Source organism: Rhodoluna sp. (assembly GCF_024639375.1).
In the GTDB taxonomy this organism is placed as follows: domain Bacteria; phylum Actinomycetota; class Actinomycetes; order Actinomycetales; family Microbacteriaceae; genus Rhodoluna.
Map to the genome: position 1 here is coordinate 17,542 of NZ_JAHEIM010000004.1, position 18,695 is coordinate 36,236.

The 18,695-nt window shown below is 51.9% G+C and carries 22 protein-coding genes; 8 read left to right on the top strand and 14 right to left on the bottom strand.

Annotated features, from left to right (window positions below; all coding sequences use genetic code 11):
* The 4 genes from Q0L28_RS02130 to Q0L28_RS02145 form a co-directional block, all read right to left on the bottom strand.
* Complete coding sequence (locus Q0L28_RS02130; RefSeq protein WP_296630976.1) at window positions 1-882, bottom strand: zinc ABC transporter substrate-binding protein; 882 nt, start codon at window positions 880-882, stop codon at window positions 1-3.
* Between the two features lie 86 nt (window positions 883-968).
* Window positions 969-2,327 carry a dihydrolipoamide acetyltransferase family protein gene (locus Q0L28_RS02135; RefSeq protein WP_296630979.1) on the bottom strand — a complete coding sequence of 453 codons (1,359 nt, stop codon included), beginning with the start codon at window positions 2,325-2,327 and terminating at the stop codon, window positions 969-971.
* 3 nt (window positions 2,328-2,330) lie between these two features.
* Entirely contained in the window at window positions 2,331-3,314 is a 984-nt protein-coding gene (locus Q0L28_RS02140) for an alpha-ketoacid dehydrogenase subunit beta (RefSeq protein ID WP_296630982.1), read from the bottom strand.
* Entirely contained in the window at window positions 3,314-4,441 is a 1,128-nt protein-coding gene (locus Q0L28_RS02145; protein WP_296630985.1) for a thiamine pyrophosphate-dependent dehydrogenase E1 component subunit alpha, read from the bottom strand. The genes Q0L28_RS02140 and Q0L28_RS02145 overlap by 1 nt, the downstream gene beginning before the upstream one ends.
* 38 nt (window positions 4,442-4,479) lie before the next feature.
* On the opposite strand from Q0L28_RS02145, the gene Q0L28_RS02150 reads away from it, so the two are divergent.
* Entirely contained in the window at window positions 4,480-4,905 is a 426-nt protein-coding gene (locus Q0L28_RS02150; RefSeq protein ID WP_296630988.1) for a phage holin family protein, read from the top strand.
* On the opposite strand, the gene Q0L28_RS02155 is transcribed toward Q0L28_RS02150, so the two are convergent.
* Both Q0L28_RS02155 and Q0L28_RS02160 read right to left on the bottom strand, forming a co-directional pair.
* Window positions 4,840-6,024 carry a lipase family protein gene (locus Q0L28_RS02155; protein WP_296630991.1) on the bottom strand — a complete coding sequence of 395 codons (1,185 nt, stop codon included), beginning with the start codon at window positions 6,022-6,024 and terminating at the stop codon, window positions 4,840-4,842. The two genes, Q0L28_RS02150 and Q0L28_RS02155, sit on opposite strands and share 66 nt — an antisense overlap.
* Window positions 6,012-6,182: a hypothetical protein gene (locus Q0L28_RS02160; RefSeq protein WP_296630996.1), complete on the bottom strand. Its 171-nt coding sequence runs from the start codon at window positions 6,180-6,182 to the stop codon at window positions 6,012-6,014. The genes Q0L28_RS02155 and Q0L28_RS02160 overlap by 13 nt, the downstream gene beginning before the upstream one ends.
* A 77-nt stretch (window positions 6,183-6,259) precedes the next feature.
* Between Q0L28_RS02160 and purB the strand changes: the two genes are divergently transcribed.
* On the top strand, window positions 6,260-7,645 hold the full coding sequence (gene purB / locus Q0L28_RS02165) for an adenylosuccinate lyase (protein ID WP_296630998.1): 1,386 nt from the start codon (window positions 6,260-6,262) through the stop codon (window positions 7,643-7,645).
* A 5-nt stretch (window positions 7,646-7,650) separates the two neighbouring features.
* On the opposite strand, the gene Q0L28_RS02170 is transcribed toward purB, so the two are convergent.
* From Q0L28_RS02170 to Q0L28_RS02205, 8 genes are all read right to left on the bottom strand, one after another.
* Window positions 7,651-7,884, bottom strand: a complete 234-nt coding sequence (locus Q0L28_RS02170; protein ID WP_296631000.1) for a hypothetical protein — start codon at window positions 7,882-7,884, stop codon at window positions 7,651-7,653.
* A 9-nt stretch (window positions 7,885-7,893) separates the two neighbouring features.
* Window positions 7,894-8,403, bottom strand: a complete 510-nt coding sequence (locus tag Q0L28_RS02175; protein ID WP_296631001.1) for a hypothetical protein — start codon at window positions 8,401-8,403, stop codon at window positions 7,894-7,896.
* Window positions 8,404-8,470: 67 nt separating this feature from the next.
* Window positions 8,471-9,829, bottom strand: a complete 1,359-nt coding sequence (dnaB, locus tag Q0L28_RS02180; protein WP_296631003.1) for a replicative DNA helicase — start codon at window positions 9,827-9,829, stop codon at window positions 8,471-8,473.
* 357 nt (window positions 9,830-10,186) lie between these two features.
* Window positions 10,187-10,639 carry a 50S ribosomal protein L9 gene (rplI, locus tag Q0L28_RS02185; protein ID WP_296631005.1) on the bottom strand — a complete coding sequence of 151 codons (453 nt, stop codon included), beginning with the start codon at window positions 10,637-10,639 and terminating at the stop codon, window positions 10,187-10,189.
* Between the two features lie 13 nt (window positions 10,640-10,652).
* Window positions 10,653-10,859 (bottom strand): 30S ribosomal protein S18, encoded by a 207-nt coding sequence (rpsR, locus tag Q0L28_RS02190; protein WP_296631228.1) that lies wholly within the window; start codon window positions 10,857-10,859, stop codon window positions 10,653-10,655.
* Between the two features lie 89 nt (window positions 10,860-10,948).
* The gene (gene ssb, locus Q0L28_RS02195) at window positions 10,949-11,455 is read right to left on the bottom strand and encodes a single-stranded DNA-binding protein (RefSeq protein ID WP_296631008.1); all 507 of its coding nucleotides are present in this window, start codon (window positions 11,453-11,455) and stop codon (window positions 10,949-10,951) included.
* A gap of 6 nt (window positions 11,456-11,461) precedes the next feature.
* Window positions 11,462-11,860 (bottom strand): 30S ribosomal protein S6, encoded by a 399-nt coding sequence (rpsF, locus tag Q0L28_RS02200; RefSeq protein ID WP_296631011.1) that lies wholly within the window; start codon window positions 11,858-11,860, stop codon window positions 11,462-11,464.
* A gap of 110 nt (window positions 11,861-11,970) precedes the next feature.
* Entirely contained in the window at window positions 11,971-13,389 is a 1,419-nt protein-coding gene (locus Q0L28_RS02205) for a CCA tRNA nucleotidyltransferase (RefSeq protein WP_296631014.1), read from the bottom strand.
* Window positions 13,390-13,451: 62 nt separating this feature from the next.
* Between Q0L28_RS02205 and Q0L28_RS02210 the strand changes: the two genes are divergently transcribed.
* The 6 genes from Q0L28_RS02210 to Q0L28_RS02235 are packed head-to-tail and all read left to right on the top strand — an operon-like array spanning window position 13,452 to window position 18,694.
* A complete protein-coding gene (locus Q0L28_RS02210; protein WP_296631016.1) occupies window positions 13,452-13,928 on the top strand; it encodes an NUDIX hydrolase in 477 nt (158 codons plus the stop codon).
* Window positions 13,928-14,470: a DUF6049 family protein gene (locus tag Q0L28_RS02215; protein ID WP_296631022.1), complete on the top strand. Its 543-nt coding sequence runs from the start codon at window positions 13,928-13,930 to the stop codon at window positions 14,468-14,470. Before Q0L28_RS02210 ends, Q0L28_RS02215 begins: the two co-directional genes overlap by 1 nt.
* Window positions 14,467-16,092 carry a murein biosynthesis integral membrane protein MurJ gene (gene murJ, locus Q0L28_RS02220; RefSeq protein WP_296631024.1) on the top strand — a complete coding sequence of 542 codons (1,626 nt, stop codon included), beginning with the start codon at window positions 14,467-14,469 and terminating at the stop codon, window positions 16,090-16,092. The genes Q0L28_RS02215 and murJ overlap by 4 nt, the downstream gene beginning before the upstream one ends.
* A 31-nt stretch (window positions 16,093-16,123) precedes the next feature.
* The gene (gene trxB / locus Q0L28_RS02225; RefSeq protein ID WP_296631026.1) at window positions 16,124-17,044 is read left to right on the top strand and encodes a thioredoxin-disulfide reductase; all 921 of its coding nucleotides are present in this window, start codon (window positions 16,124-16,126) and stop codon (window positions 17,042-17,044) included.
* 44 nt (window positions 17,045-17,088) lie between these two features.
* Window positions 17,089-17,409: a thioredoxin gene (gene trxA / locus Q0L28_RS02230; RefSeq protein WP_296631033.1), complete on the top strand. Its 321-nt coding sequence runs from the start codon at window positions 17,089-17,091 to the stop codon at window positions 17,407-17,409.
* A 25-nt stretch (window positions 17,410-17,434) separates the two neighbouring features.
* On the top strand, window positions 17,435-18,694 hold the full coding sequence (locus Q0L28_RS02235; protein ID WP_296631035.1) for a PLP-dependent aminotransferase family protein: 1,260 nt from the start codon (window positions 17,435-17,437) through the stop codon (window positions 18,692-18,694).
* Window position 18,695: the final 1 nt, after the last annotated feature.

The window sequence follows — 18,695 nt, forward strand, 5'->3', positions numbered from 1 at the left end:
CTAGCCCAGGGCAGCTGAGATTGCGTCGAGATTTGTGGTCATCCAGTCGATGTAGTTATTGCCGGCTGGCACTTGCTCGGTTAAGGCAATCACCTGCACGCCATTTGCTTCGGCTGCTGCGGTGAGTTGATCAACTTGTGAGCTCACGGTTTGTTCATTCACAACGACGAATCGAACTTGTTTGGTTTCGATGAGTTTTAGTGCAGCGTTCAACGCAGCTGGCGGAATGTCAGTTTCGTCTTCAACTGCTTTAGTCAGAGCAGTCGGAGTTGCATTCACAAAGCCAATGTCGCTAAGCATGTAGTCGGCAAGCGGTTCGGTCTCGAGAATTCTGATTCCAGATACTCCGGTGAGAATTCCGGATTCCTTGTTGATTAGTCCAGTGATTTTTGTAACCAGGTTTGCCATGTTGATTTGGTAGGCGGCCTTGTTGATTGTGTCCATTTCAGACATTGCGTTTGCAATCGCAATCACGGCTTGAGCGGTTGCTTGCATGCTGTACCAAATGTGTTCGTTGCTCGCAGCATCTACTGGCAACGGGACGTTGCTCAGATTGAGCAGCTTTTCTCGCTCAGGCCCTTCTTTAACAAGCTGCATCATGAAGTCGTCGTAGCCCGAACCATTCATAATCACCAGGTGGGCTTTGTTCACCGCAAGCTGATCACGTGCAGTTGCTTCGTATGAGTGCGGGTCTTTGTTTACGTTGTCGATCAGGCTTGTGACCACCACGTTTTTACCGCCGATAGTTGCGGCCAAATCGCCCCAAACGTTGGTAGAGGCAACGATGTGAAACTTGTTGCCGTCATCTTGGCTGCCACTTGCGCAGCCAGCAAAGGCCAGGGCAGAGGCAATCAATAGGGCAATTAACTTGAATGGCTTCATAGCCCAAGGGTAAGTCTTATTGAGAACGTTTGTCAATAAGCCGGAATCTCTGGCTTGGTTATTCGCGCGTAGCGCGGCAAATTTTTTTAGTCGAGCAGCAATGCTGGTTCTTCGATAACCGAAGCAACGTCTTGCACAAAGCGGCTGGCTACGTCGCCATCAACCACGCGGTGGTCAAAGGTTGCACCAATGGTGGTCACCTGGCGAATCAAAATTTCGTTGTCGACCACCCATGGCTTCGGCCGAATCGAGCCTAGAGCCACGATGCCAACTTCGCCCGGGTTCAAAATCGGGGTTCCGGTGTCAACACCAAAAACACCAATGTTGGTGATGGTGATGGTTCCATCTTTCATATCAGCCTGGGTGGTCTTGCCCTCACGAGCGGTGGCCGCCAACTGCTCAATGGCCTTGGCCAGCTCAAGCATCGACATTTGATCGGCGTCTTTGATGTTCGGCACAATCAAACCGCGAGGCGTTGCCGCTGCGATGCCGAAATTCACAAAGTTGTGCACGATGATTTCTTCGTCGGTCCAGGTTGAGTTCACGGTTGGGTTGCGGCGAACTGCCCAGATCATTGCCTTAGCCATGATCAAAAGCGGGGTCACCTTTACACCCGCAAAATCTGTGGATGCCTTTAGGCGCTTCACATATTCCATGGTGCGAGTTGCATCAACGTCAACGAAGATGCTCACGTGTGGTGCGGTGAAAGCAGAAGAAACCATCGCGGTTGCAATTGCCTTGCGTACACCCTTAACCGGAATTCTTTCTTCACGCGCCGAAGGCGCAGCCGGTGTTGTTAGGTTTCTGAAAACTGAAGCCTGCTGAGCGCCACCCATTACGTCTTCACGAGTGATCTCGCCAGATGCGCCACTGGCGGTTACCTTGGTGAGGTCAACGCCAAGGTCTTTGGCAAGTTTGCGAATTGGTGGCTTTGCAATCACGTTGTGTTCGCCAGCCACGGGTGCAGCAACTGGTGCATGCGTGGTTGCGGCAGCAATTGCGGCTGCGCCGGTTGCTGGGCGACGGCGACGCGAAGCGCCATGGCCGGCTGCACCATAACCAACAAGGTTTGGTGACTTGCCTTCATCCTTAGCAACCGTTGCTGCCGCGTCGGAAACCAGAGTGTGTGCTGCAGCTGCAGTTGCTTCATCAATGATTGGAATCGAAGTTGTCGAAACACTCACTGAACCAACGGCGCCATCAGAAACAGTTGCAGAAATAATTGGGCGACCAACCTCAACGGTTTCGCCTTCTTTAGCAAGCAGTTCGGTAACCACACCAGCGAATGGGCAAGGCAACTCAACCAAACTTTTCGCAGTTTCAATTTCGCAAATGATTTGGTTAACCTTCACAGTGTCGCCCGGCTTAACCATCCAAGTAACAATTTCGGCTTCGGTCAGGCCTTCGCCAACATCCGGCAGATTAAAAAATGCGAGTTGTGTCATTTTTTAGTAACCCATCACTCGGTCGATTGCTTCAAGAATGCGGTCGGCATCTGGCAAGAATTTTTCTTCGAGCTTTGCCGGCGGATAAGGCACGTCGAAACCACCAACACGAATAACTGGTGCCTCAAGGTGATAGAACGCTTGCTCGGTAACTCGTGCTGCAATTTCGGAACTAATTGAAACGTGTGTGCTTGCCTCGTGAGCAACCACTAGGCGACCAGTCTTCATAACCGAAGTAATGATGGTGTTGAAATCGATTGGTGACATTGAACGCAAGTCGATTACTTCTAGGCTGGTGCCTTCTTCGGCAGCAATCTCTGCAGCTTGCAATGCAACTGCAACCATCGGGCCATAAGCGGCAACGGTTGCGTGGTGGCCTTCATGCAATACCTGAGCTGTATGCATTGATGCTGGCGGGTGATCAAGATTCACTTGACCCTTTTGCCAGTAGCGACGCTTTGGTTCGAAAAATAGAACTGGGTCTTTGCTGGCAATTGCTTGCTGAATCATCCAATAAGCATCGTTTGGATTGCTTGGTGAAATTACACGCAAACCAGGAGTGTGTGCAAAATAAGCCTCAGGTGATTCTGAGTGGTGCTCGATTGCGCCGATGCCGCCACCGTAAGGAACGCGAATTACAACCGGCATGGTCAAGAAACCTTCAGAGCGGTTTTGAATTTTTGCCAACTGCGAAGTGATCTGGTTAAACGCCGGAAAAATAAATCCGTCGAATTGAATTTCAGCAACCGATGAGTAGCCACGCATTGCAAGACCAATTGCGGTACCGATGATTCCAGACTCGGCGATAGGCGAGTTAAAAATTCGAGTTGGGCCGAATTCATCGAGAATGCCTTCGGTAACGCGGAACACGCCACCAAGTTGCGCAACGTCTTCACCAAAAACCAAAACTTTTTCGTTGTCGTGCATTGCCTTGCGCATGCCCGCGTTGATTGCTTTAGCAATCGACATCTCTACAAAATTGCTCATTACTCGGCACCGCCTTCAAGGCTTGCTTCGTAGTTATTTAGCCACTGTTGTTGCTCTTCAATGTAAGGGTGTGGCTCGCTGTAAACGTGTTGGAACATGTTTTCGATTGGCGGCTCACCAAGTGCAAAAGTCTGTGCGCGAATATCCGTAGCCATTGCTTCGCCGGCTGCATCACACTCTTCAAAGAACGAATCACCAATGCCCTGGCGACGCAAGAATTTTTCTAGGCGATCTAGAGGGTCGCGCGCTTTCCAATATTCAACTTCTTCGCTGGTGCGATATTTAGTTGGATCGTCACTGGTGGTGTGTGCGCCAACGCGATAGGTAAGCGCTTCAATCATGAATGGGCCGCCACCGTTGCGTGCGTCGTCCATGTGCTTTTTGGTAACCGCATAACTAGCCAACACGTCGTTGCCATCAATGCGAATTCCCGGCACACCAAAACCAGAACCGCGCAAATAAAGCGGCACGGTGGTTTGTGAATTCACTGGGGATGAAATTGCCCACTGGTTGTTCTGGCAGAAGAAAACAATTGGCGCGTGGTTGGTTGCTGCAAACAAGAATGATTCTGAAACGTCACCCTCGGCAGTTGCTCCATCGCCGAAATAAGAAATTACCGCTTGGTTGTCGGCAAGATTTGGTGTTCCAACTTTGCCATCGAACTTAACGCCCATTGCATAACCGGTGGCGTGCAAAACCTGAGTTCCCAAAACAATTGCGTAAAGGTGAAAACGAGTTTCGTCTGGGTTCCAACCGCCGTGGTTCACACCGCGAAGCATTTTTAGAACGGCCATTAGGTCAATGCCGTGTGTGATGGCTACGCCGTGTTCGCGATAGCTAGGAAAAATGTGGTCTAGGTGGCCAACGCCGTAACCCGAACCGATTTGTGCACCCTCTTGGCCAATTGCTGGCACCCAAAGACCAAGTTGACCTTGGCGCTGAAGGGCAGTGGCTTCAACATCGAATCGACGCATAACCGCCATGTCGCGGTAAAACTTTAGAAAATCAGCTTCGGTGAGCTCTTCGATGTACTTCGCATACTCGGCATATTCCTTGGGCACACCATATTGACCGTCTGGCGACAGCAATTGGACCATAGGAACGCGCGCGGATTCTTGAGCACTCATCTAGACCAATTTACTTGCTCAGATGGCACAATCGAAACATGATTCGTTTTCTGCTCTCAACAGTTATCAATGCGTTCGGTCTTTGGGTAGTCACCCTCTGCATTCCGGCGATTAAATTGCAGCCATATGGCGGCACCGAATTCTGGCCAACGGTCGGTTCGTTCTTGCTGGTGGGCATTGTCTTTGGCTTTGTGAACGGCATCATCGCCCCGGTAATCAAGGTGTTGGCATTTCCGCTTTACATTCTCACCTTTGGATTAATTTCGTTTGTGATCAACGGCTCACTGCTTTTGTTTGTGGCTTGGTTGTCAAAGCTTTGGGCTGGCGATGTGCTCACCATTTATGGCCTCACTAAAGAAGGCCTCACCATTGAGACTTTGGGTTGGGCAATTTTGGGTTCAATCGTCATGAGCATCGTGGCGTTCTTTGCCCGCGGCATTTTCAAGGTTTTGCGTCTGCTCTAGAGGTGCCCTACTAATTTCAAAGGTTTTCCCCTGGCCCGAAGGGCCTTTTAAAAAACTCAGGATGCGCTCGCGCACTCGTTTTAGCCCAATATCCTGCGATTTATCTGCCTGAGCAGCCGTGGTCTGGTATTCCGCCAGGCTGTGAGCTTGAGTTATGTCAACCTGAGCCCCAAGGCCCGACCGGGTGACGGTTCGCTGAACCGTGACCCAATTGCTAGTTAGCGGGTTTCGTTGCAGGTCTAGCTTTGGCACCACATCGTTGCGGTGCTCGATGGCCAGGGTTGGCACCTTGATTTGATTGGCCAACTGCCCAATTGGCGAGCCAAACGTCACTACGCCAGCAATCTTGTAATTCAGGTTGTTTCGGGTAGCCAGGTTGGCGGCCACCAATCCGCCTTGTGAGTGCCCAACCAGCAAAACCTGGTCTTGTGGCCTGGCGCCGGCCGCGGCCAAGGCTGCCGAAACCGCCAATTCGGTGCCAGTGGGTCGAATATTGGCCATTCCCACCAAATTTGAGGTGAAGTCAATCGGGTTCGAACGCGGTATTGGATCCCAGGTTTGAGTGCCCGGTAAATAGACCACAAATCTTTGGGCGGGCGCAGTGGCTCCGGCGGCGAAGGCCGACCTGGCGCCGTTAGGCGCCTCGCTTAAAAATGCTTCCACCCGAATTCGCCCGTCAACACTGGCCGTCGAGCGCAGTCGGGCCATCAGTTGGGCCAATGAATCGCTGGGCAACGCCGGCTCACCAGAGCCAACCTGGGTCACCCGAACCCCAGGTTCATCGCGAAAGACTCCTATAGCCGCCCCGGCAACCAGCATCGCCGCGGCCACCGCCCCGGCGGTGCCTTGGTCTAAACCGCCGGCAACCTTAGCCTCGCCCGCAAAATACTCCTCGGCGGCAGCCGAGCAAGCCGAAAATAGAAAATCGATGCGCTGCAAAACCGGAGGCAGTTCAAGACTCAAGGCAATGTGCTTGCCGGGCTTCACTAAAAAATCGAAGGGCTGCACCTGTGAATTAAGCAGGCTTGCCACCGCGGCCAGTTCACGTTGAACCCGTTCAATCTCGGCTCGAGTGGCAACAATTGCCGGGTCACCGCCAAAAGAAGTTAAATCACCCACGAGCTAATGCGCTGTTGCAAGGCAAGAATTTGTTGCGCCAGGTTCTCAATGGAATGGGCGCACGCGCTGGCAGCACTGCCCTGCCAAAGCACGGGGTTGGGCACAGCCATTCGCAATGCACTGGCAGCGTTTATCAAAGTGTGGTCAATCGCATCCATAGGTAAATCGTCAACTTAAAAACCAAGGGCCAACGGCCCCGCGGATAATCTGTGCAGAAGTCGGGCAATATAGACGAGTGAGTAATCTTTCAATTCAGCCAATTTCCCCGCTTGATGGTCGCTACCGTGCGGCAGTCTCTGACCTTGGTTTTCACCTTTCAGAAGCTGGCCTAAACCGTGCGCGCATCGCAGTTGAAATTGAATGGCTGATTCACCTGGCCAACCGCGATTTGCTGGGCACCAACTCACCAATTAGTGAAGAGCTGCGTGAGCAGCTTCGAGCTATCGTCACTCACTTTGGCGACAACGACGTTGCAACTTTGGCCGCCACCGAGGCAACCACCAAGCACGACGTAAAAGCCGTGGAGTATTTCATCCGCGGTAAATTGACCGAACTTGGTCGCACCGATCTTCTTGAATTAACTCACTTTGCTTGCACCAGCGAAGACATCAACAACCTTTCTTATGCAATTACCGTGCGCGATGCAATTGGCGATGTTTGGTTGCCGCGCGTTGAGCAGCTAATGATTAAGTTGCGCGACTTGTCTGCCAAGTATGTTGACGCCGCGATGCTCTCGCACACTCACGGTCAGCCGGCAACGCCAAGCACCATGGGCAAAGAACTTGCTGTGTTTGTGCACCGACTAGAGCGTCAACTAAAGCGAATTCGTTCGGTGCAATACCTGGGCAAATTCTCTGGTGCCACCGGAACCTTCTCGGCGCACGTTGTTGCTGCTCCAAATGTTGACTGGATTCAAGAGTCGAATGATTTTGTAACTGGTTTGGGTCTCACCTGGAACCCACTGACCACACAGATTGAATCGCACGACTGGCAGGCCGAGCTTTACACCGCGGTTTCACACTTCAACTCGATCTTGCACAACCTTTGCACCGACATCTGGACATACATCTCGATGGGTTACTACAAGCAGATTCCGGTTGCTGGTGCTACCGGTTCATCAACAATGCCGCACAAGATAAACCCGATTCGTTTTGAAAATGCCGAGTCAAACCTTGAGCTTTCAAATGCAATTTTGCAGAGCCTGGCAAACACTTTGATCACCTCTCGTTTGCAGCGCGACCTCACCGACTCTTCTTCGCAACGCAACATCGGATTAGGTCTTGGTCACTCGCTTTTGGCAATCGACAACGTGACTCGTGGTTTGAGTGAGATTGATTTGTCGCCAGCAGTGCTTGACGCCGACCTAAGCGACAACTGGGAGATTCTTGGCGAAGCTATTCAGACTGTGATTCGTGCCGAGGTTGCCGCTGGTCGTTCAAACATCAGTGACCCATATCAGTTGCTAAAGGATTTGACTCGCGGCAAGCGTTTGAGTGGCGAAGACATGGTGACTTTTGTTAACGGTCTTGAAATTGGCCAAGAGGCGAAAGATCGTTTGTTGCAATTGCGACCACACACTTATGTGGGTCTAGCCAGCGAACTGGCTAAGCGTTTTATTTAAACGATTTACTTTAGGCGCGGTTCGTTTGGATCGCGTGGGTCTTCTTTAACCATCAACGCAAGTGTTGCGATTGAAACAATCGAAACAATAAAAGTGATTGCAGCCCAGATGAATGTGGTGTTCATATCGCGAACGCCACCCCATACCAAGACGCCAACGAACACTGCCGCAACGGTGGACAGGGTTAGGTAGCTGCGTAGGCTCTTAGCCTCAGCTTTTTTCTTTTCTGGTTTTGCCATGTGCCTAGCCTATGCCTTTGTTGTTCGAGGTGATGCGGCGGAAATTCCAAGGTGCACCGCAAGCAAAATTGCATAGGCGCCAAAGAAACCAACGCGACTAACTGAGTCGGCTGCATCGGTAATTGAGATTTGTGAAAGCAAAAGGAAGATTGCAAGCCCTGAGTTGATCAAAAAATCGCGACGGTCAATAGTTTTCTTGCCTGCGCGTAGCGCAAAAATTAATTCGAGAATTGCGCCGAATAATCCCCAAGACATTAAAAGAATCCAGGCTTGAGTTGTGGCTTCATTTGCAACGAAAGATTGTGAGTAAGCAATCATCGCCATGGCACCAATCGCCACGATTGAATGCAAAATAATCGACTGGCGTTTGAACACTGCAACTGCGGATGCCAACACCCAGCCGATTGACAAAATCAACAGGCCCAACATGGCAACTTGCGCATCATGCTTTTGCGAAAAAGTGATGAGCAGGCCGGCAACAAGAGCAGCCGAGGCTTGGATGATTTGTGAAATGCGCACGTGTTAAATCTAGGCCTTCAATTTCAAACGGCTTGCCGTTTCAAAGGTGAAAGTGAATATGAAGGCTTTATGCCTTCATATTCATGAAGCGTGAGTACTGACCCTGGAACGCAACCACGACGGTTCCGGTAGGTCCGTTTCTTTGCTTTGCCAAAATTAGATCGGCTTCGCCCGCACGTGGGTGATCTTTTTCATATTGACCTTCGCGGTGCAACAGAATCACTACGTCGGCATCTTGCTCTAGCGAGCCCGATTCACGAAGCTGAGAGATTTCAGGCTTTTTGTCTTTGGTCTGCTCTGAGTTTCGGTTTAGCTGTGAAATGGCAACCACCGGCACACCAAGTTCTTTTGCCAACAACTTGAGTGCTCGTGAGAACTCAGAAACTTCTTGCTGGCGGTTTTCAACCTTTTTGCCAGATGTCATCAGCTGGATGTAGTCGATAACCACCATCTTCAAATCAACGCGCTGAGCCAAACGACGGCACTTGGCGCGAATCTCAACCAAGGTCATGTTTGGGCTGTCGTCGATGTAAAGCGGGGAATCGTTGATCTGGCCACGAACCGCTGCCATGCGAGCCCAAGCGGTGTCGCTCAGGTTTCCTTTGCGCATGTCTTGCAGTGGAATGCCCGACTCGGCCGAAAGCATTCTCATGGCAATTTCGGCGCGACCCATTTCTAGTGAGAAGAACACCGAAGCACGCTTGTGCTTGATGGCCGCGGTGCGAGCAAAGTCGAGAGCCAGGGTTGACTTACCAACCGCTGGGCGGGCCGCCACAATCACAAACTGGCCGCCGTGTAATCCGTGGGTCATCTCGTCAAGCTCGGTGAAGCCGGTTGGCACACCGGTCATTTCGCCACCACGCTGCTGGGCCAGCTCAATTTCTGAGATAGCAGCCTCGATTGAGGTGTTGAGGTCAACAATGTCTTCGCGGGTGGCACTGCGTGAGACCGAATAAACGTCTTCTTGGGCCTGGTTGACCAGGTCTTCTACTTCACCCTCGTTTTGGTAGCCAAGTTGGGCGATTTTGGTGCCCACCTCAACCAGGCGACGAAGAGTAGCCTTCTCGTTGACGATTTGAGCATAAAAACCAGAGTTAGCCGCGGTTGGCACATAAGAAGTAAGTGTGTGAAGGTAATCGGCGCCGCCAGCCTTCACCAGCATGCCGGTTTGCTGAAGCTCGTTGGTTACGGTGATTACGTCGGTTGGTTCACCCTTGGCAAACAGCGACAAAATCGCATTAAAGATGACTTCGTGCTTTGGGGCATAAAAATCGATGCCGCGCACTTGCTCTTGGGCTTCGGCTACAGCCTCGGCTGAAAGCAGCATGCCGCCAAGGGTGCTCATTTCGGCATCTATGTTGTTAGGCAGCATGCGCGCATTGCCAAGGCTTGGATCTTCAAGCGGTGGCACTGGAAAAAGCGACATCTGTACTCCTTGGTTATGGCCATTATTAGGCCGAGGCTTGTCTAGCATCCACCACCGACACGATTAAATAAAATGCGCCTGTGGATGCAGCTGTGGATAAATCCCGAGACACGCCGTGATTCATGTGTATAAGTTGTGGATAAGCCTGTTAGCAATATGTGGAAATAGGCTCTAATCCAAGCAAATGCAAGGGTTTGCGGTTGTGGAAAACTAAAGTTAACAAAGTCTAAACTACAACCTCAAGGTTGGGGATAACTCCTCAAAACTGGGGGGTTACCCACACATTTTTGCTAGTTATCCACAATGCGAAGAACAAAAAACGGGAGCCCGAAGGCTCCCGTTCTTAGTTGTTGAAACTTACTTCTTGCCCACAACCTGAAGGGTGATGGTAGCAATGGTGTCGCCGTGTAGACGAACGGTTGCTAGGTGGTCACCAGTGATGCGGATTGGGTTCACAAAAGCAACCTTGCGCTTGTCTAGCTCGCCTAGGCCAGCAGCAGATACAGCGGCAACAACGTCGCCGGTCTTTACTGCACCGAATAGACGGCCGCCAACGCCAGCCTTGATTACCAAGCGCACTGGCTTAGCCTCAAGTGCTGCCTTTAGAGCCTGTGCTTCTTCAACAGTGGCTAGTGCACGAGCGTCACGAGCAGCCTTGATCGATTCGATCTGCTTCTCGCCACCCTTGCTCCATAGCACTGCGAAACCGCGAGGAAGTAGGTAGTTACGGGCGAAGCCGTCTTTTACCTCAACTACATCGCCAGCAGAACCGAGGCCTGAAACCTCATTAGTCAGAATTAGCTTTGACATTTATGTCTTCTCCTTAGCGGCCAGCGCCTGCGTAAGGCATTAGAGCCATTTCGCGAGCGTTCTTTACGGCACGGGCAATTAGGCGCTGCTCCTGAACAGAGACGCCGGTGATACGACGGGCGCGGATCTTGCCGCGGTCTGATACGAACTTGCGAAGGGTCGCAACGTCTTTGTAGTCAATGACGCCAACCTTGATGGCCTTTGCAGGCACATCCTTCATGTTTTTTGCGCCACGCTTGTTTGGCTTTTTAGCGTTGCGTGGATCGCTCTTTGATGCTGCCATTTTGATCTCCTAGAAAAAATTAAGTCTTAGAACGGGGTGTCGTCGCCAGCTGGCGCGCCTGGGTTTGCCCATGCATCATCGGCAGGCTTTGAAGCGCCCTTCGATACTGCAGGTGCATCGCCCCATGGGTCGCCTGCTACAGCAGATGCGCCAGCGCCACCTTCACGAGCACGACGGGTGACCGCAGCAGTTGCATAACGCAATGATGGGCCGATTTCGTCGATGTCGAGCTCTAGTGAAGCGCGAGCTTCACCCTGAGCACTTTGGTAAGCAGATGGTGCCTTTAGGCGGCCTGTAACCACGACTCGTGAACCCTTGGTTAGCGATTGAGCGACATTTTCAGCCACTTCGCGCCAAGCGGTGCAACGAACCCAAACGGTTTCGCCGTCTTCCCAGGCATTGGTCTGGCGGTTGAAGGTGCGAGGGGTTGAACCCACTCGAACGCTAACTACCGCGATACCACCCTGGGTGTAACGCAATTCAGGATCATCAGCAAGATTGCCGACAATCGTGACGTTGACTTCCCCGGCCATGAGTTATTACTCGGCCTTCTTGGTCTTTGGTGCTGCTGCCTTCTTGGCTGCTGGCTTGTCGTCAGCTGCCTCTTCGGCTGAAACCTCAGGAACCTCTACAGGCTTGATGTTTACAACGGCTTCGTCGGCGCGAAGAACCTTGGTGCGCAACACAGCTTCTGAAAGCTTTAGCTGGCGGTCAAGCTCCACGATGGCTTCTGATGTGCAGGTCATGTTGACTACTGCGTAGATGCCTTCGGTCTTCTTTGCGATTTCGTAAGCCAAACGGCGACGACCCCAGTGATCAACGTTGTCTACAGTGCCATTTGCATTGCGGATAACGTTTAGGAACTTATCTAGGGATGGAGCGACGGTGCGTTCCTCGATTGTTGGATCGAGAATTACCATGAGCTCATACTTATGCATAACTAACCCACCTCCTTTGGACTAGAACGGCCATGGGATTTCCATGACAGGAGGGTAAATTGCATAGCGTTGCACCTTATAAGGCAAAGCCTTCGGGCAACCTGTCTACTCTAGCGGGTTTGCCACCAGGCAAGCAAGCGTTTTTCTGCTTCCACAGGGCCCAGCGGGCCTTCTTCTAGGCGCAATTCCATTAGAAATGCATAAGCCAAACCAACTTCTTTGGATGGCCTCAGCTCAAGAATTCGCATGATGTCTTCACCCGACAAATCCGGGCGCAGCGCATTTAGCTCTTCTTGCTCCATGATCTGACCAATTCGGTGCTCCAAATCGTCATAGGCATGCGACAAACGGTCGGCCTTGCGCTGGTTTCGCGTGGTTACATCGGCTCGAGTCAAAGCGTGCAGGCGAAGCAACTGGTCACCGGCATCACGCACATAGCGGCGAATGGCCGAATCGGTCCAGGCCTGGTCGCTGTATCCGAAGAATCTAAGGTGCAGTTCAATCAAACGGGCCACTGCCTTGGTGGTGTCGTTGTCAAAGCGCAGCGCCTTCATGCGTTTGGCGGCCAGCTTCGCGCCCACCATGTCGTGGTGATAGAAACTCACGGCGCCGCCAGGCTCAAGTTTGCGGGTGGCCGGCTTGCCGCAGTCGTGCATTAGCGCGGCAAAGCGCAGCACAAAGTCACCCTCTAGGTTGTAGTCCTTTTCATAATCGATGGCCTGCTCAACCACGGTGAGGGTGTGCTCATAGACATCTTTATGGTGGTGATGCTCGTCGGTTTCAAGCTTCAGGGCAGGCAGCTCGGGCAGCACAATCGTCGCCAATCCGCTGCGCACCAGGGCTTCTAGGCCCTCGCGAGGCTTGGCGCCCAGCATTAGTTTGGTCAATTCCACTTGGATGCGCTCGGGCGAAACGATTTCGATGCGACCGGCCATGGCCACCATGGCCTCAAAAGTTGCCGGTTCAATCTCGAAGCTCAGCTGGCTCGCGAAGCGAGCGGCACGCATCATTCGCAACGGGTCATCGCTAAATGAGTCTTCTGGTGCGCCCGGTGTGCGCAGCACTCCGTCGAGCAAATCTTGCAGACCTTTATAAGGGTCTACAAAGGTCTTCTCTGGCAGTCGCAGGGCCATGGCATTCACCGTGAAATCGCGACGAAGCAGGTCATCTTCTAGATTGTTGCCGAAGGCAACCTCGGGTTTACGGCTATCGCGGTCATATTTATCGGCTCGATAGGTGGTGATTTCGATGGTGTCATCACCCATGCGAGCACCGATGGTGCCAAACTCGCGGCCGATATCCCAGTGGGTATCCACATGCGGCTTCAAAATCGCGATGGTTTCATCCGGGTTGGCCGAAGTTGTGAAATCTAGGTCGGGCGCCTTGCGACCCAAAAATGCGTCGCGCACCGGGCCACCAACCAGCGAGATTTCGTGGCCGGCTTCAACAAAAATTCTGCCGAGCGTGACAAAGAGTGCACTGTTTGTAGTGCGTTCTAGGTTGGCTAGCGCCTCGGCCACGTTTTGCATGGTTTCAATCGTGCCACAGGGCTCTGCCCGCGCGTGCCGAGGCAACGGTTTAGAGTTGCTCTATGACTCCCACAGGCGCAACCAAAAACCACGGTCGCCGCCTGACCCGGGTAGATGAGACCTCGGCAGGTGGCTTTGTTTTGGCCGCCGATGGTTCAAACCGAGTGGCGCTTATTGGTCGCCTAACTCGATCTGGTCACTTGGATTGGTGTGTGCCCAAAGGCCACCCCGAAGGTGACGAAAATCTGGAGCAGGCTGCGATTCGCGAACTTGCCGAAGAAACCGGCCTCGAAGTCGAAATCATCGAACGCCTGGGCGACATCAAATATGAATTTTCTGCCGGCAACAAACTGATTTCAAAAACCGTGCACCACTATCTAATGCGGCAGACCGGCGGTGACCTAACCATCGAAAATGACCCGCAACAAGAAGCGGTAGATGTGCAGTGGTTTCACGTGGACGTTTTGCTTGCAACTCTGGCGCACGAAAACGAGCGTCGAATTGCGCGGGTAGTTCTCGAGTGGTTGGAGCGCAACTAGTGAAGCGCGTTTTAGTTGCAGCACTTGCCACAGCTTTGTTGGTCGGGTCTGCCTCGCCCGCTGGAGCGGTGCAAACCACGAGCAACAAACCGGTGACGGTGCTGCAAGCGAATGAGCCGGATGTTCCCGGAGTTTTTGTAGTTCCTGGTTCCAAAATCAATTTGGTTTCACGCGAGTCAAATATCCCAGTGCGCATTAAAAACGAATTCGACGCAGAGATTCGCGTTTTTGTTTATGTGAGCCCAGACAACGCACGCGTGATCACTCCGAACGCTGTTGAAGTTACGGTGCCACCCCTCACCACTATCAATGCAAAAGTTCCGGTGCAAGCAATTGCAAACGGCGACGTTGTGCTCGATGTTTGGCTCACCACGTTTTCAGGAATTCAGCTCGGAAAGCCGGTGCAATTGAACATGACTGTAAACGCCGATGTTGAAGGCGCATTGCTAGTCGGTTTTGCTTCTCTAATCGGTGTGCTTCTGGTGCTGGGTGTAATTCGCACGTTGCGCAAAAAACGCCAGATGCACGAGGTTGAAGCTTGAGCGTTGCAAGATCTTCACTTTGGATGGCCGGTGGCACCACCATCTCGCGAGTTCTTGGTTTTGCACGTTCGGTAATTCTTGCCGCTGCGATCGGTGTAACCACAAACGCAGCTGATGCTTTCGGTGTTGCAAACCAATTGCCAAATAACGTTTACGCAATCATCGTTGGCGGTTTGCTAAATGCAGTGTTGGTTCCACAAATTGTTAAGGCGCGCAGCAACAAAGATGGTGGCAAGGGCTACATCGATCGCTTGCTCACACTCATCATCACCGTATTTTTTGTAATTACTTTGGCGGCAACTTTGGCGGCGCCATTCTTAGTTTCGATTTACACCACCGGATGGTCTGATCAGCAGTTAGCGCTCGCAACCGCCTTTGCCTACTGGTGTCTGCCGCAGTTGTTCTTCTATGGCCTCTACTCAATTCTTGGTGAAGTGCTCAACGCACGCAGTGCCTTTGGCCCATACATGTGGGCGCCGGTGCTCAACAATGTTGTTTCACTAATTGGTCTTGCAGCTTTTGTAATTCTGTTTGGTGCTGACCCGACTGGTGCGCGTGCGATTGAGAGTTGGGGCCCGGCGCAAATCACATTGCTAGCTGGCACAGCCACCGCTGGTGTTGCATCGCAGGCATTAATTTTGTTATTCGCCTGGAAGCGCATCGGCATGAAGTTGAATCTCAATTTCAAGTGGCGCGGGTTCGGTTTGCGACCTGCATTGAAAGCTGCGTCATGGTCACTCGGCATGGTCGTGGTCACACAAATTGGTGGCCTAGTGCAAACCATCGTTGCTTCAAGTGCAGTTAGCGGTCGCTCAAGTAATCCGGCGATTGCATCGGTTGCTGCTGCAGCAATTGCTTGGTTGATTTTTATGTTGCCGCACTCGGTTGCCACGGTTTCAATTGCAACGTCTTATTTCACTCGAATGTCTAAACACGCGCACGAAAATCGCATCGATCTTTTGAAAAATGATTTGGCCGCAGGCCTTCGCGCAATTTCGGTAATTTCTGTTTTCGCAACTTTCGCACTCATCGTGCTCGCTTATCCGGTATCCCGAGTTTTTGTTGGTGAGTTTGCAGCCACCGCTGCACTTGGCAATGTTCTGATTGCGTTGATGTTTGGGCTAGTGCCATTCAGTTTTGTGTTCATGATGCAGCGTGCATTCTTTTCGCTCGAAGATACCCGCACTCCGTTTTGGTTTACCGTGGTGCAAATTTCGATGCACGTTGCCGGCGCATTGACCATTGCTGCAACTGTGCCAGCGGCACAAATTGTGGTTGCGCTTTCGGCACTCACCAGCGTGACAATTTTGGTTCAAGCCGTGATTGCATACACGCTGCTAAGCCGTCGAATTGGTTCGCTCGCCGAGCACCGCATCACTCAGGCAACAACGCAATTTTTGATCAGCGGTTTTTTGGCGGCCACGGTTGGTTGGTTCGTGCTGCAGCTTTTTGGTGGCCTCACCGAAAATGCATTTGCCGTCGACACCGTGATCAGTTCGGTGCTCACCATCGGCATTGTTGGTTTTGTGATGTTGGCGGTTTACATCGTGGCTCTTCGTTTGCTTAGAGTTCAAGAAGTAGACACGGTCTTAGCGGCACTTAAGGGAATTTTGCGCCGATAAAATTGGCTTGCAATCCCGAGGAGAAAAACACATGCGCGACGTCATCATTATTGGTTCAGGCCCTGCCGGTTACACCGCGGGCATCTACACCGCTCGCGCTGGCCTAAAGCCTCTCCTAATTGCCTCTTCGGTTGAAGCCGGCGGCGAATTGATGAAGACCACCGAGGTTGAAAACTACCCGGGATTCCCAGAGGGCATGCAAGGCCCAGATTTGATGGCTAACTTTCAGGCTCAGGCCGAAAAGTTTGGCACCGAGATTTTGCTAGACGACGTGGTTGAGGTTGACCTCAAGGGCGACGTCAAAATCGTCAAGACGGGCAACGGCGAGACCTTCGAAGCCAAGGCCGTGATTTTGGCCACCGGTGCTGCCTACCGTGAACTTGGTTTGCCTCGTGAAAAAGAGCTTTCAGGCCACGGTGTCTCCTGGTGTGCCACCTGCGACGGCTTTTTCTTCCGTGAGAAGTCAATTGCGGTAGTTGGCGGCGGCGACTCAGCCATGGAAGAAGCCAATTTCTTGACCCGCTTTGCCACCAAGGTTTACCTGATTCACCGCCGCGACACCTTCAAGGCATCAAAGATCATGGTTGAGCGCGCCCTAAATAACCCAAAAATCGAGGTTATTTACAACAGCGAGGTGGTCGAACTCAAGGGTGAGGCCCAGCTAAATGGCGTCACTTTGCGCAACACCACTGACGGCACCACCTCAGATTTGGCTCTAGACGGCCTATTTATCGCGGTTGGAAATGATCCTCGCGTTTGGCTGGTTGAAAACCAGGTAGAACTAACCCCAGAAAAGTTCATCAAGGTAGAAGGTCGCAGCTCAAAGACCAGCCTGCCGGGTGTTTTTGCCTGTGGTGACGTAATCGACCCAACCTACCGCCAGGCAATTACGGCGGCTGGCTCGGGATGTGTAGCTGCTCTCGACGCCGAGCACTACCTAACCGCACACTAATTTTTATAAAACTCAACGTTTCACGACAAACAAGGGAATCCAAAATGGCAAAAGACGTAACCACCGCAAGCTTTCAGGCCGATGTGCTTTCAAGCTCAAAGCCAGTTCTAGTTGACTTCTGGGCTGAGTGGTGTGGCCCTTGCCGCCAGGTTTCTCCGATTCTTGACCAGATTGCTGCTGAATACGCAGACAAGATCGAAATCGTGAAGGTAAACGTAGACAACGAGCCTGGTTTAGCGCAGCAGTACGGCGTTACCGGCATCCCTGCGCTTCAGGTTTTCAAGGATGGCCAATTGGTCAAGGCAATGGTTGGCGCAAAGCCAAAGCAGATCTTGGTCAACGACCTTGCTGAGTTTCTGGCATAAAGCCAGCACAAACTAGACTTATTGGATGACTGAAAGCCAACAGCACGCCAATAACCTCGATTCCTGGTCAGGTTCTTATGCTGTTCGAGCGGAAACCCTAGCCGTTTCTGAAGTTCGTGCGCTTTTCTCTGTAGTTTCTCGCCCCGAGGTAGTTTCGCTTGCCGGTGGCATGCCTTATGTTGCTGCCCTGCCAAACGAACTGCTGCAAAAGTCATACGAAGGCATGATGGCCAAGCGTGGCTTGTTGGCTATGCAATATGGCGGCGGCCAGGGTGACCCGGTTCTGCGCGATCAAATTCGTGAACTTATGGCACTCGAAGGCATTTCGAGCTCAATCGAAGACATCGTAATTACCACCGGTTCGCAGCACGGCCTCGACTTGCTTTCAGGTTTGTTCTTGGATGAGGGAGATGTGGTTTTGGCCGAAGGCCCAAGCTACGTTGGCGCGCTAGGAATCTTCAACCACTACGAAGCTCACGTGGAACATGTTTACACCGACTCGGATGGCATGTCTCCCGAAGCTCTCGAAGAAGCAATCGAGCGAATGAAAAAAGCCGGTCGCACAATCAAGTTCCTTTACTTGGTAACTAACTTTGCAAACCCATCCGGAGTGACTCTCTCTGCAGAGCGCCGCCCTCGCATTCTTGAAATTTGTCGTCGTCACCACATCCTCGTTGTTGAAGACAACCCATACGGCTTGTTGTACTTCGACAAGCCAGTGCCAGACGCACTTCGTTCGATGGATGAAGAAGGCGTTGTTTACCTTGGTTCGTTCTCAAAGATTTTGGTTCCAGGTTTCCGCATTGGTTATGTGTTGGCTCCGCCAGCAATTCGCGACAAAATGGTGCTCGCAAACGAGTCAGCAATTTTGTGCCCAAGTTCCTTTGGCCAAATGATGATCAGCGAATATCTTTCGAACGCCGATTGGAAGGGTCAGATCGATACCTTCCGCGGTGTCTACCGCGAGCGTCGCGATGCTGCTTTGGATGCGATGGCTGAATACTTGCCGAATCTAGAAACAACTCGCCCTGATGGCGGTTTCTATCTTTGGGTTACTTTGCCTGAAGGCATCGACTCAAAAGCAATGTTGCCGTTGGCGGTTAAAGAACTCGTTGCTTACACACCGGGTACCGCGTTCTATGGTGATGGCACTGGCCACAACAAACTTCGTGTGTGTTATTCATATCCAACTCCTGAGAACATCAAGATTGGAATTAAACGCCTTGCAAATGTAATTAATTTGCAAACCGAGTTATTAGAAACCTTCACAAAAAAGGCGCACTGAA

Coding starts and splice junctions, on each gene's coding strand:
- dnaB (WP_296631003.1), bottom strand. CDS start 9,829: ATGTCGCTTTTTCCAGTGCCACCGCTTGAAGATCCAAGCCTTGGCAAT.
- trxB (WP_296631026.1), top strand. CDS start 16,124: ATGCGCGACGTCATCATTATTGGTTCAGGCCCTGCCGGTTACACCGCG.
- trxA (WP_296631033.1), top strand. CDS start 17,089: ATGGCAAAAGACGTAACCACCGCAAGCTTTCAGGCCGATGTGCTTTCA.
- ssb (WP_296631008.1), bottom strand. CDS start 11,455: ATGGCCGGGGAAGTCAACGTCACGATTGTCGGCAATCTTGCTGATGAT.
- rpsR (WP_296631228.1), bottom strand. CDS start 10,859: ATGAAGGATGTGCCTGCAAAGGCCATCAAGGTTGGCGTCATTGACTAC.
- Q0L28_RS02130 (WP_296630976.1), bottom strand. CDS start 882: ATGAAGCCATTCAAGTTAATTGCCCTATTGATTGCCTCTGCCCTGGCC.
- Q0L28_RS02150 (WP_296630988.1), top strand. CDS start 4,480: ATGATTCGTTTTCTGCTCTCAACAGTTATCAATGCGTTCGGTCTTTGG.
- rplI (WP_296631005.1), bottom strand. CDS start 10,639: ATGTCAAAGCTAATTCTGACTAATGAGGTTTCAGGCCTCGGTTCTGCT.
- Q0L28_RS02140 (WP_296630982.1), bottom strand. CDS start 3,314: ATGAGCAATTTTGTAGAGATGTCGATTGCTAAAGCAATCAACGCGGGC.
- Q0L28_RS02170 (WP_296631000.1), bottom strand. CDS start 7,884: ATGGCAAAACCAGAAAAGAAAAAAGCTGAGGCTAAGAGCCTACGCAGC.
- Q0L28_RS02205 (WP_296631014.1), bottom strand. CDS start 13,389: ATGCAAAACGTGGCCGAGGCGCTAGCCAACCTAGAACGCACTACAAAC.
- Q0L28_RS02235 (WP_296631035.1), top strand. CDS start 17,435: ATGACTGAAAGCCAACAGCACGCCAATAACCTCGATTCCTGGTCAGGT.
- Q0L28_RS02210 (WP_296631016.1), top strand. CDS start 13,452: ATGACTCCCACAGGCGCAACCAAAAACCACGGTCGCCGCCTGACCCGG.
- Q0L28_RS02135 (WP_296630979.1), bottom strand. CDS start 2,327: ATGACACAACTCGCATTTTTTAATCTGCCGGATGTTGGCGAAGGCCTG.
- rpsF (WP_296631011.1), bottom strand. CDS start 11,860: ATGCATAAGTATGAGCTCATGGTAATTCTCGATCCAACAATCGAGGAA.
- Q0L28_RS02160 (WP_296630996.1), bottom strand. CDS start 6,182: ATGGATGCGATTGACCACACTTTGATAAACGCTGCCAGTGCATTGCGA.
- Q0L28_RS02145 (WP_296630985.1), bottom strand. CDS start 4,441: ATGAGTGCTCAAGAATCCGCGCGCGTTCCTATGGTCCAATTGCTGTCG.